The 11885-nt window shown below is 69.7% G+C and carries 9 protein-coding genes and 1 pseudogene; 9 read left to right on the top strand and 1 reads right to left on the bottom strand.

Annotation, left to right across the window (positions count from 1 at the left end; translation table 11 throughout):
* Positions 1–59 precede the first annotated feature (59 nt).
* From AC1DS4_RS09175 to AC1DS4_RS09165, 3 genes are all read left to right on the top strand, one after another.
* Complete coding sequence (locus AC1DS4_RS09175; RefSeq protein ID WP_477632742.1) at positions 60–977, top strand: 2-hydroxyacid dehydrogenase; 918 nt, start codon at positions 60–62, stop codon at positions 975–977.
* A 114-nt stretch (positions 978–1091) separates the two neighbouring features.
* Positions 1092–2180, top strand: a complete 1089-nt coding sequence (locus AC1DS4_RS09170) for a WD40/YVTN/BNR-like repeat-containing protein (protein WP_477632741.1) — start codon at positions 1092–1094, stop codon at positions 2178–2180.
* Positions 2177–2461: a MoaD/ThiS family protein gene (locus AC1DS4_RS09165; protein ID WP_477615551.1), complete on the top strand. Its 285-nt coding sequence runs from the start codon at positions 2177–2179 to the stop codon at positions 2459–2461. Before AC1DS4_RS09170 ends, AC1DS4_RS09165 begins: the two co-directional genes overlap by 4 nt.
* Positions 2462–2546: 85 nt before the next feature.
* On the opposite strand, the gene AC1DS4_RS09160 is transcribed toward AC1DS4_RS09165, so the two are convergent.
* Positions 2547–3656, bottom strand: a complete 1110-nt coding sequence (locus tag AC1DS4_RS09160) for a PLP-dependent cysteine synthase family protein (protein WP_477632740.1) — start codon at positions 3654–3656, stop codon at positions 2547–2549.
* A 204-nt stretch (positions 3657–3860) separates the two neighbouring features.
* Here AC1DS4_RS09160 and AC1DS4_RS09155 point away from each other — a divergent pair, with 204 nt between their 5' ends.
* The 6 genes and pseudogenes from AC1DS4_RS09155 to serA all read left to right on the top strand — a co-directional run.
* Entirely contained in the window at positions 3861–4385 is a 525-nt protein-coding gene (locus AC1DS4_RS09155) for a SixA phosphatase family protein (RefSeq protein WP_477615549.1), read from the top strand.
* A 124-nt stretch (positions 4386–4509) separates the two neighbouring features.
* Entirely contained in the window at positions 4510–6237 is a 1728-nt protein-coding gene (gene ilvD, locus AC1DS4_RS09150; protein WP_477632739.1) for a dihydroxy-acid dehydratase, read from the top strand.
* Between the two features lie 264 nt (positions 6238–6501).
* Positions 6502–8391: an acetolactate synthase large subunit gene (locus tag AC1DS4_RS09145; RefSeq protein ID WP_477632738.1), complete on the top strand. Its 1890-nt coding sequence runs from the start codon at positions 6502–6504 to the stop codon at positions 8389–8391.
* Between the two features lie 6 nt (positions 8392–8397).
* On the top strand, positions 8398–8910 hold the full coding sequence (ilvN, locus tag AC1DS4_RS09140) for an acetolactate synthase small subunit (RefSeq protein ID WP_140741388.1): 513 nt from the start codon (positions 8398–8400) through the stop codon (positions 8908–8910).
* A 116-nt stretch (positions 8911–9026) separates the two neighbouring features.
* Complete coding sequence (ilvC, locus tag AC1DS4_RS09135; protein WP_477615546.1) at positions 9027–10055, top strand: ketol-acid reductoisomerase; 1029 nt, start codon at positions 9027–9029, stop codon at positions 10053–10055.
* Positions 10056–10319: 264 nt separating this feature from the next.
* Positions 10320–11837 (top strand): annotated as a pseudogene (gene serA, locus AC1DS4_RS09130) (phosphoglycerate dehydrogenase); the annotation flags it as partial.
* Between the last annotated feature and the right edge of the window lie 48 nt (positions 11838–11885).

Below are 11885 nucleotides of genomic sequence, written 5' to 3'. Positions count from 1 at the left end.
CCTCGCCCCCGGGCGGACGTGCCGCCACCGCGTGGGGTCTCGGGGCTAGCGTGGGAGACATGACGCTGGTGACCCTGCCGGGGCAGGAATGGGTGAACGTGGTGGGACCGATCACGGGGGTCGAGCTCGCCGTGTGGGAGCTCGACGGCGCTCCGGAGCGGGCCGAGGAGATCAGGGTCGTCGTGCCGCCGTACATCGGTGCCGGTGGTCGGCTGGGCGCCCTCTCGCACGTGCCCAACCTCGAGCTCGTGCAGCTCCTGACGGCCGGTTACGACGACGTGCAGGCCGTGCTGCCCGACGGAGTGAGGCTTGCGAACGCCACCGGGGTCCACGACGCCTCGACGGCAGAGCTGGCGGTGGCGCTCACGCTGGCGAGCCTGCGCGACTTCCCGGACTTCTTTGCGGCCCAACGGGAACGCACCTGGCTGCCCTCGACGTTCCACCACGCCTTGGCCGACAAACGGGTGCTGGTGCTGGGCTACGGCGCCATCGGGCGGGCGATCGCTGCCCGGCTCACGCCGTTCGAGGTCCAGGTGACGGCGGTGGCGAGCCGTGCGCGGGCGGGGGACGAGCTCGTGCGGTCCGTCCACGGGGTCGACGAGCTGCCGGACCTGCTGCCGCTGCATGACGTCGTCATCGTGATCGTGCCGTTGAGCGCGCACACAGCGGGCCTGGTCGACGACGACTTCCTGGCTGCCCTGCCCGACGGTGCCCTGGTCGTCAACGTCGCGCGGGGCGGGGTCGTCGACACCGACGCGCTGGTGCGGCACGCGGCGGCCGGCCGGATCCGGGCTGCCCTGGACGTCACCGACCCCGAGCCGCTGCCCCCCGACCACCCCTTGTGGACCACGCCGGGAGTGATGATCACTCCGCACGTCGGCGGGGCCTCGACCGCGTTCATGCCACGCGCCGCGCGCCTGCTGCAGGAGCAGCTGGGGGCGTATGCCGCCGGGAGACCGTTGCGAAACCTGGTCTGACCACTCGCGCTGGCACGGAGGATTCCGGCCTGCGCTCCGATGAGTTCTGCGGTGCTTCCGGGTCGATACCGACAACACGTGTCGGACGGCCAGAGGAGTGCCAGTATGGGAAACATGGGTGAGACCGTCGTCGGAATAGGCACACGCAAGGGGTTGTGGCTGGCTCGCAGTGAGGACCGGCAGTCGTGGCGGGTCGAGGGTCCGCACTTCCTGATGAGCGAGGTGCTGTCGCTGCTGTTCGACACCCGCACCGACCCCACCAGGCTGCTCGTGGGGTTCCGCTCGTCGCACTGGGGTCCGTCGTTGCAGCACTCCGACGACCTCGGGGCCAGCTGGGTCGAGCACCCCGACGGGTCGATCCGCTTCCCGGAGGACACCGACACGGCGCTCAAGGCCACGTGGCAGCTGGTGGCCGACCCGCACGAATCGTCCGTGGTCTGGGCCGGCACCGAACCCCAGGGGCTCTGGCGCAGCGCGGACCGGGGCGAGACGTTCGAGCTCAACCGGGGGCTGTGGGAACACCCCCACCGCCCCGAGTGGGGCGAGGGCTTCGGTGGCGGAGCCATCCACACCGTCCTGCCGAGCCCGGTCGACGCCGACAGCATGCTCGTCGCGATGAGCACCGGTGGCGTCTACAACACCCGTGACGGCGGGGCGTCGTGGAACCCCGGCAACACTGGCATCCACGCCTACTTCCAGCCGCACGACGAGTGGCCCGAGTTCGGGCAATGCGTCCACAAGGTGGTGCGCGACAGCGGCACCCCGACCCGGCTCTACGCCCAGAACCACAGGGGCGTCTACCGTTCGGACGACGACGGGGTCACCTGGACGTCGATCGAGGCGGGGCTGCCGACGAACTTCGGCATGACCGCCCTGGCGCATCCCCGTCGCGGGGACACCATGTGGCTGGTGCCGATCGCCTCCGACGGTGAGCGCATCCCACCGGGAGCCGAGCTCCAGGTCCAGCGCACCGACGACGCCGGGGCGACGTGGCGCACCCAGCACGACGGACTGCCCTCCCCGTGCTACACGAACGTGCTGCGTGATGCCGCAGGACTGGACGACCACCCCGAGGAGCCGGGCCTGTACCTCGGCACGCGCAACGGCGAGGTCTACGCGTCGGTCGACGGCGGCGACTCGTTCACGCGCGTCGTCGAACAGCTGCCGGACGTGCTCTGCGTGCGGGCGGTCACGCTTCCATGACCGCTCGCGTGGTGCTCCCGGGCCTGTTGCGCGAGCTGGCCGACGGTGCGGCCGAGCTGCCCGTCGAGCTGGGCGCCCAGGCCTCGCTCGCCGATGTGCTCGACCGGGCGTTCGAGCCGTGGCCGATCCTGGCGTCGCGCGTGCGGGACGAGCGCGGCGAGATCCGCCGCCACGTCAACATCTTCGTGGACGGCGAGGACGCCAAGCGTGCCGACGGGGTGCAGACCGCGGTCACCCCGAACTCGACGGTCCACGTCATCAACGCCGTGTCCGGCGGCTGATCGCCCCCCACTTGTTGCCACCTCGTCGTCACCAACCGCCGATTTCGGCTCCCGGTGACAAGCAGGCGGCAACAAGTCGTGGACCTCAGGCGGTCCAGGCCCCTTCGTCCCACGCCGCTCGCAGCACGGCGAGGTGGGGTTCGAGGTCCCACCCTCGCTCGGCGAGCCAGGCGTCGTTGCGATAGGTGCCGGCATACCTCTCCGAGCCGTCGCAGAGCAGCGAGACGATGCTCCCGCCTTCGCCCCGCTCGGCCATCTCGCACGCGAGGCGCAACGCGCCGAACAGGTTGGTGCCGGTCGATGCGCCGCCGCGCAGCCCCGTGCGTTCGGTGAGGAAACGCATCGCCGCGACGGAGGCGGCGTCGGGCACCAGCATCATCCGGTCCACGACGCTCGGGACGAAGCTCGGCTCGACCCGCGGCCGGCCGATGCCCTCGATGCGCGACCCGCACGCCGCCGTGACGCCCGCGTCGTCGCCGCAGAACGCCGGGAGGAAGGCCGAGTGCTCGGGGTCGACGACACACACCTGGCTGGCCAGGCCCCGGTAGCGGACGTACCGCCCGATGGTCGCGCTGGTGCCGCCGGTGCCCGCGCCCACGACGACCCAGTGGGGGACCGGGTGCCGCTCGCGACCCATCTGCTCGAAGATCGACTCCGCGATGTTGTTGTTGCCGCGCCAGTCGGTCGCGCGCTCGGCATAGGTGAACTGGTCGAGGTAGTGGCCGTCGCGCTCGTCCGCGAGCTGGCGCGCGACCTCGTACACCTCGCCCGCGTCGTCCACGAAGTGGCACCGGCCGCCCTCGCGCTCGATGAGGGCGATCTTCTCCGGGCTGGTCGTCCGCACCATGACGGCGATGAAGGGCAGGCCGAGCATCCGGGCGAAGTACGCCTCGCTCACCGCCGTGGAACCGCTCGACGCCTCGATGACCGTGGTCCCGTCGTGCAGCTCACCGTTGCACAGGGCGTAGAGGAACAGGGACCTCGCGAGGCGGTGCTTGAGGCTGCCGGTGGGGTGCGTCGACTCGTCCTTGAGGTAGAGGTCGACGTCGGGCAGCCCCGGGAGCGGCACGTGCACGAGGTGGGTGTCGGCGCTGCGGTTGGCGTCGGACTGGATCCGGCGGATCGCCTCGTCGAGCCAGGGCCGGTCGGTCGGTGCGGTCGCCCTGACGTCGATCAGGGCGGGCGGCTGCTCCATCGGTCGTTCCTCACTGGGCGGAGAGGTATGCCGCGGCCGCGGGTTCACTGCCTCGGGTCCACCTCGTCGTGGTGGGACGAAGGGTAGCGGGCCGAGGTGGCTGGCTCGCTCAGCCGTGGCGGCTGATCCGGGGCGGCAGTCGCCGCGCCCTGAGCGCTGCTGTCAAGACTGGTTGTTGAGGTCCAACGGGTCCATGCTCGGGGTATGACCCTCGCCAGTGATGACAAGGTGCTCATCCTCTTCCGCCACGCCAAGGCTGAGCAGGTCATCGGCAAGCCGGACCACGAGCGCGCGCTCACCGGCCGGGGCAGGCGCGATGCCCGGGCGGCCGGCGTCTGGATGCACGAGCATGAGCTCGGTCCCGAGCTGGTGCTGTGCTCGACGGCGATGCGCACCCGACAGACGTGGGCCGCGGCGGTCGAGGGAGGAGCCTGCGGCGAGACCATCGAGTACGCCGACGGCATCTACTCCGGCGGCGCGCAGACCGTGCTCCAGACGGTTCGGGAATCGGCGGGGGAGGCGCAGGTCGTGATGGTGGTTGGGCACAACCCCACGATGGCAGCCCTCGCCAGCGGGCTGTCCGAGGGCGACGGCTCGTCGGCGGCGCACGAGTGCCTGGCCGCCGGGTTCCCGACGTCGTCGCTCGCCGTCCTGCGCTATGCCGGGCCCTGGTCCGGGCTCGACTTCGGAACGGCCGCGCTTGAGCGCTGCCACGTCTCTCGCGGCTGACCGCGCAGGTGGCCCCGCTGGTGTCCGCAGGGCTGGCGGCGCTGGGAACCGCACGGCATACCCGGCGGTTTCGGCTTGTGAGACCGGCGTCCCACCCTGTGGACCCGAGTTCTAGACTCGGCCCATGACGACCACCGAACCCGCCACGGGGGCAGCCACCAACGGCGTCGACATCAAGCCGCGCAGCCGTGACGTGACCGACGGCATCGAGAAGACCGCCGCGCGCGGCATGCTGCGCGCGGTGGGCATGGGTGACGACGACTGGGTCAAGCCGCAGATCGGCGTGGCCAGCTCGTGGAACGAGATCACGCCCTGCAACCTGTCCCTCGACCGGCTCGCCAAGGCCGTCAAGGACGGCGTGCACGCGGCCGGTGGTTACCCCCTCGAGTTCGGCACCATCTCGGTCAGTGACGGCATCTCGATGGGCCACGAGGGCATGCACTTCTCGCTGGTGAGCCGCGAGATCATCGCCGACTCCGTCGAGACCGTCATGAACGCGGAGCGGCTCGACGGCTCGGTCCTGCTCGCCGGCTGCGACAAGTCGCTGCCGGGAATGCTCATGGCCGCGGCGCGCCTCGACCTGGCCAGCGTCTTCCTGTATGCCGGGTCGATCCTCCCGGGGATCGCCAAGCTCTCGGACGGCTCCGAGAAGACGGTGACGATCATCGACGCCTTCGAGGCCGTCGGGGCGTGCGCCGCGGGGCTGATGTCGCGGGCCGACGTCGACGCGATCGAGCGCGCGATCTGTCCGGGCGAAGGTGCCTGCGGCGGCATGTACACCGCGAACACGATGGCTTCGGTCGCCGAGGCCATCGGGATGTCCCTGCCCGGGTCGGCGGCGCCGCCCGCCACCGACCGCCGCCGCGACGGGTTCGCCCGCAAGTCGGGTGAGGCTGTCGTCGGTCTTCTGCGGCGGGGCATCACGGCACGCGACATCATGACCAAGGAGGCGTTCGAGAACGCCATCGCCGTCGTGATGGCCTTCGGTGGCTCGACCAACGCCGTGCTGCACCTGCTCGCGATCGCCAACGAGGCCGAGGTCGACCTGACTCTTGACGACTTCTCGCGCATCGGGGCCCGGGTGCCGCACCTGGCCGACGTCAAGCCGTTTGGCCAGTACGTCATGACCGACATCGACCGGGTCGGGGGAGTGCCGGTCGTGATGCGCGCGCTGCTCGACGCGGGGCTCCTGCACGGCGACTGCCTGACCGTCACCGGCAAGACGATGGCCGAGAACCTCGCCCACATCGCCCCGCCCGACGTCGACGGCAAGGTCGTCCGGGCGATGAAGGAGCCGATCCACAAGACCGGTGGGATCACGATCCTCAAGGGCTCGCTGGCCCCCGAGGGCGCTGTGGTCAAGTCGGCCGGCTTCGACTCCGACGTCTTCGAGGGCACCGCCAGGGTGTTCGACGCCGAACGCGCTGCGATGGACGCCGTCGCGCAGGGATCCCTCCAGGCGGGCGACGTCGTCGTCATCCGTTACGAAGGACCCAAGGGCGGCCCGGGGATGCGCGAGATGCTGGCCGTGACCGGTGCCATCAAGGGTGCCGGGCTGGGCAAGGACGTGCTGCTCCTGACCGACGGCCGCTTCTCCGGCGGTACCACCGGTCTGTGCGTGGGACACGTGGCGCCGGAGGCGGTCGACGGCGGACCCATCGCGTTCGTCCGGGACGGTGACCGCATCACGCTCGACGTGGCGAACGGCGTGCTCGACGTCCACGTCGACGAGGCAGAGCTGGCTCGTCGCGCAGAGGGCTTCGTGCCGCCGGAGTCCAAGTACCCCCGCGGCGTCCTGGCCAAGTACCGCAAGCTCGTCGGCAGTGCCAGCGGCGGGGCCGTCTGCGGCTGAGGGTCTGTGACTGAGACGACAGGTCCGGATCGTGGGACCCGTTGTCTCGCACGTTGACACCCTTCGGGCCGCGCGGGAGAGTTCTCGTGTGGCACGAATTCTCGTACTTCATTAGCGCGCAGGCTCCTTGAGCCAGCGCGCTGCCCTCCGTCGTCCTCACCCGAGGACTGGAGGGCTTTTTTGTGAGCAGGCACAGCGTGAGCAGGCACAGCGTGAGCAGATCAGCGTGGTCCAGCACCAGCGAGAACCGAAAGCGGTAGAGACGTGAGCGACACGAAACCGGCCCCGAGTCCGGCCCCGAGTCCAGCCAGCGCGCCCAGCCCCTCCAGGCTGGCCGAGCAGGCGAGGGCGAAGGTTCCCGCCCAGGTGACCGGCGCCCAGAGCCTCGTGCTCTCCCTCGAGGCCATGGAGGTCGACACGGTCTTCGGCATTCCCGGCGGGGCGATCCTGCCGGCCTACGACCCGCTGCTCGACTCGGTCAAGGTCCGCCACATCCTGGTCCGCCACGAGCAGGGCGCCGGCCACGCGGCGGAGGGATACGCCAGCGCGACCGGCAAGGTCGGGGTCTGCATGGCGACGTCCGGTCCGGGTGCCACCAACCTCGTGACCGCCATCGCCGACGCCTACATGGACTCGGTGCCGATCGTGGCCATCACCGGCCAGGTCGCCTCCGCCGCCATCGGCACGGATGCCTTCCAGGAGGCCGACATCCGTGGCATCACGATGCCGATCACCAAGCACAACTACCTGGTCACCGACGCCTCGCAGATCCCTCGTGTCATCGCTGAGGCGTTCCACATCGCCTCCACGGGCCGGCCCGGCCCCGTCCTCGTCGACATCTCGAAGGATGCGCTCCAGGCGAAGACCACCTTCGCGTGGCCGCCCAAGTACGACCTGCCCGGCTACCGGCCCGTCGCCCGGCCGCACAACAAGCAGATCCGCGAGGCCGCTCGACTCATCGCCCAGGCCAAGCGGCCCGTGTTCTACGTCGGTGGCGGCGTGATCCGCGGCAATGCCTCCGACGCCCTGCGCGAGTTCGTCGAGCTGACCCAGATCCCCGTCGTGACCACCCTGATGGCGCGGGGCGCCGTCCCCGACAGCCATCCGCTCCACCTCGGCATGCCGGGCATGCACGGCTCGGTCGCCGCGGTCACGGCCCTCCAGAAGTCCGACCTGCTGATCACCCTCGGTGCGCGCTTCGACGACCGGGTGACCGGCCAGCTGTCCACGTTCGCACCAGAGGCCAAGGTCATCCACGCCGACATCGACCCCGCCGAGATCTCCAAGAACCGCAACGCCGACGTCCCGATCGTCGGCGACGTGCTCGAGGTCATCAGTGAGCTGGTCAAGGCGGTGGCTGCCGACCACGAAGCCGGGACGGTCGGCGACTACGACGCCTGGCGCGAGCAGACGGCCGGCTGGAAGTCCACCTTCCCGCTCGGCTACACCTCGCCCGAGGGCGAGGAGGGCGTGCCGCCGCAGTACGTCATCGAGCGCATCGGCGCCCTCAGCGGACCCGAGTCGATCTACGTCGCCGGCGTCGGCCAGCACCAGATGTGGGCGGCCCAGTTCGTCCAGTACGAACGCCCGAACGCCTGGCTCAACTCCGGGGGCCTCGGGACGATGGGGTATGCCGTGCCGGCCGCCATGGGTGCGAAGGTCGCCCAGCCGGACCGTGTGGTGTGGGCCATCGACGGGGACGGGTGCTTCCAGATGACCAACCAGGAGCTGGCGACCTGCGTCATCAACAACATCCCGATCAAGGTCGCGATCATCAACAACAGCAGCCTGGGCATGGTCCGCCAGTGGCAGTCCCTGTTCTACGACAAGCGCTACTCCAACACTGACCTGCACACCTCGGTCGGCCGCCGCATCCCCGACTTCGTCAAGCTGGCTGACGCCTACGGCTGCGTCGGACTCCGGTGCGAGCGTGCGGAAGACGTGGATGCGACCATCAAGAAGGCCATGGAGGTCAACGACGTCCCGGTCATCATCGACTTCGTCGTCCACCGCGACGCGATGGTCTGGCCGATGGTCCCGGCCGGGGTCAGCAACGACGCCATCCAGGTCGCGAAGGACACCGCGCCGCAGTGGGACCGTGAAGAGGACGAGGCCACCGAGCAGCCCGAGGACGCAGACAAGGACGGACGGTAGATGGCGATGAGCAAGCACACCCTGTCGGTCCTCGTCGAGAACAAGCCCGGCGTCCTGGCCAGGATCGCAGCGCTCTTCTCGCGGCGCGGCTTCAACATCGACTCGCTCGCCGTGGGCCCCACCGAGCACCCGGAGATCTCGCGGATGACGGTGGTCGTCGACGTCGACGCCCTGCCGCTGGAGCAGGTCACCAAGCAGCTCAACAAGCTCATCGAGGTCCTCAAGGTCGTCGAGCTCGAGCCCACCGCCTCGGTCCAGCGCGAGATCCTGCTGGTCAAGGTCCGCACCGACGTGCACAGCCGCAGCCACGTGCTCGAGACGGTTCAGCTGTTCCGTGCCAAAGTGGTCGATGTCGCCAGCGACACCCTGACCATCGAGGTCACCGGCAACCGCGACAAGCTCGCCGCCTTCCTCGAGGTCATCGAGCCGTTCGGCGTCAAGGAGCTCGTCCAGTCCGGCATGGTCGCGATCGGACGTGGTACGCGGTCGATCACCGACCGGGCGCTGCGGACGGCCTAGCGCAGGGGAGCGGCGCAGACGGTTCGAAGCCACGCTGCATACCTGAATGTCTTTGCAGTCCAACAGATTTCACTGATCACCCGAAGCAAGCCAGACAACACTAAGGAGTGGCCACCGTGGCCGAGATGTTCTACGACGACGACGCTGACCTGAGCGTGATCCAGGGCAAGAAGGTGGCCGTCATCGGCTACGGCAGCCAGGGCCACGCCCACGCGCTCAACCTTCGCGACTCCGGGGTCGACGTGCGCGTCGGCCTCGCCGAGGGCAGCAAGAGCCGCGCCAAGGCCGAGGCCGAGGGGCTCACCGTGCGATCCGTGGCGGATGCCGTGAAGGAGGCCGACCTCGTCGTCATCCTCACGCCCGACCAGGTGCAGCGCACCGTCTATGCCAACGACATCGCGCCCAACCTCAAGGACGGTGCCGGCCTGCTCTTCGGGCACGGCTTCAACATCCGGTTCGACTACATCAAGCCCGAGGCAGGCTCCGACGTGATCATGGTGGCCCCCAAGGGTCCCGGTCACCTGGTGCGCCGTGAGTACGTCGACGGCCGCGGCGTCCCCGTGCTGCTGGCCGTCGAGCAGGACGCGTCCGGCGACGCCTGGGCGCTGGCCCAGTCCTATGCCAAGGCCATCGGCGGACTGCGTGCCGGCGGCATCAAGACCACCTTCACCGAGGAGTGCGAGACCGACCTGTTCGGTGAGCAGGCCGTCCTCTGCGGGGGTGCATCCCAGCTCGTGCAGTACGGCTTCGAGACGCTTGTTGAAGCCGGCTACCAGCCCGAGGTGGCCTACTTCGAGTGCCTGCACGAGCTCAAGCTGATCGTCGACCTCATGGTCGAGGGCGGCATCGCCAAGCAGCGCTGGTCGGTGTCCGACACGGCCGAGTACGGCGACTACGTCTCCGGTCCCCGGGTCATCGACCCCCGCGTCAAGGAGAACATGCAGGCGGTGCTCGCGGACATCAAGAACGGCGCCTTCGCCAAGCGGTTCATCGACGACCAGGACGCGGGCGGCCCGGAGTTCAAGGCCCTGCGTGAGAAGGGCGCCCAGCACCCGATCGAGGGCACCGGCAAGGAGCTCCGCAAGCTGATGAGCTGGATCAAGGAGACCGACTCCGACTACGTCGAGGGCTCCGCGGCCCGCTGACAACGCGGCCCGCTGACGGTCCCCACCAAGCATGCCGGCCGGCCCCGKTCGCGGGGTCGGCCGGCACTGTTGTCCCCAGGTTGTCCCCAACGGTGGACAAACCTTGCACACCAAGCGGGTGCCGGTGATCCGCGTGTCACATGTCGAGCCGGGGCATCCACATGCTGAGCGCGGTCGTATGCTGACCGCGGGCACAGCGCGGTGCCGGACCCCCCATCAGTGACCCATCAGTGGCCGACCACTGACCCACCAAAGGACTGACACGTGAGCAAGCCGATCGTGCTGATCGCCGAGGAACTCTCGCCCGCCACCCTCGACGCCCTAGGGCCCGACTTCGAGGTGCGCCACGTCGACGGCGCCTCCCGCGAGGCCCTCCTCCCGGCTCTCGCCGACGTCGACGCGGTCCTCATCCGTTCCGCCACGAAGATGGACGCCGAGGCCATCGCCGCCGCCAAGAACCTCAAGGTGATCGCGCGAGCGGGCGTTGGCCTCGACAACGTCGACGTGCCGGCCGCCACCCAGGCCGGTGTCATGGTCGTCAACGCCCCGACCTCCAACATCACGTCAGCGGCTGAGCTCGCGGTCGGCCTGCTGCTGTCCACGGCCCGCAACATCGCCCCCGCCAACCAGGCGCTCAAGGAGGGCGCCTGGAAGCGCAGCAAGTACGGCGGCGTCGAGCTGCTCGACAAGAAGGTCGGCGTCGTCGGGTTCGGTCGTATCGGCCAGCTCGTCGCCGAGCGTCTCAAGGGCTTCGGCATGGAGATCCTGGCCTACGACCCCTACGTCTCGGCCCAGCGCGCCGGTCAGCTCGGCGCCCAGCTGGTCACCCTCGACGAGCTGCTCGAGCAGAGCGACTTCATCACCGTGCACCTGCCCAAGAATGCGGAAACCGTGGGCCTGATCGGCAAGGAGGCCCTGACGAAGGTCAAGCCCACCGTGCGCATCATCAACGCCGCCCGCGGCGGCATCGTCGACGAGGAGGCCCTGGCCGAGGCGCTCCGCGAGGGCCGGGTGGCCGGGGCGGGCATCGACGTCTTCGCCACCGAGCCCACGACCCAGAGCCCTCTGTTCGAGCACGAGTCCGTGGTCGTCACGCCGCACCTCGGCGCCTCGACCGACGAGGCCCAGGAGAAGGCAGGCGTCTCCGTCGCGAAGTCTGTGCGGCTCGCTCTCGGCGGTGACCTCGTCCCCGACGCGGTCAACGTGTCCGGTGGTGTGGTCCCCGAGGAGGTGCGGCCCGGCATCGCCCTCGTCGAGAAGCTCGGGCGCATCTTCACCTCGCTCGCCGGTTCCGTGCCGGTGCAGCTGGACGTCGACGTCCAGGGGGAGATCACCCAGCACGACGTGTCGATCTGGAAGCTGGCCGCGCTCAAGGGCCTGTTCACCGACGTGACCGAGGACCCGGTGACCTATGTCAACGCGCCCCTGCTCGCCGAGCAGCGTGGGTGCGAGGTGCGCCTGCTCACGGACCCGACGATGCAGGACTTCCGCAACGTCACGATCCTGCGAGGGACCCTGGCGGACGGTGCGACGATCAGCGTCGCCGGCACGCTCACCGGCCCGCGCCTGATCGAGAAGATCGTGGGCGTCAACGGCTTCGACATCGAGGTGCCGCTCACCGAGCACCTCGCCTTCTTCACCTACGTCGACCGTCCCGGCGTCATCGGCACCGTCGGCCGGCTGCTGGGCGACGCCGACGTCAACATCGCCGGGATGCAGGTGGCCCGCAACGAGAAGGGTGGCCAGGCCCTGGTTGCGCTCACCGTCGACAGCAGCATCCCCGGCGGGGGCCCCCCCCCGCCATACCTGTGTCTGGGCATGGTCGGTGTG

This window comes from Pedococcus sp. P3_C7, assembly GCF_056402615.1.
The sequence above is the reverse complement of the archived record's forward strand: the minus strand, read 5'-3'. Positions and strand labels throughout refer to the sequence as shown.

Bases quoted from the DNA above. Each gene is read 5' to 3' on its own strand.
- AC1DS4_RS09175 (WP_477632742.1), top strand. From the start codon at position 60: ATGACGCTGGTGACCCTGCCGGGGCAGGAATGGGTGAACGTGGTGGGA.
- AC1DS4_RS09170 (WP_477632741.1), top strand. From the start codon at position 1,092: ATGGGTGAGACCGTCGTCGGAATAGGCACACGCAAGGGGTTGTGGCTG.
- AC1DS4_RS09165 (WP_477615551.1), top strand. From the start codon at position 2,177: ATGACCGCTCGCGTGGTGCTCCCGGGCCTGTTGCGCGAGCTGGCCGAC.
- AC1DS4_RS09160 (WP_477632740.1), bottom strand. From the start codon at position 3,656: ATGGAGCAGCCGCCCGCCCTGATCGACGTCAGGGCGACCGCACCGACC.
- AC1DS4_RS09155 (WP_477615549.1), top strand. From the start codon at position 3,861: ATGACCCTCGCCAGTGATGACAAGGTGCTCATCCTCTTCCGCCACGCC.
- ilvD (WP_477632739.1), top strand. From the start codon at position 4,510: ATGACGACCACCGAACCCGCCACGGGGGCAGCCACCAACGGCGTCGAC.
- ilvN (WP_140741388.1), top strand. From the start codon at position 8,398: ATGAGCAAGCACACCCTGTCGGTCCTCGTCGAGAACAAGCCCGGCGTC.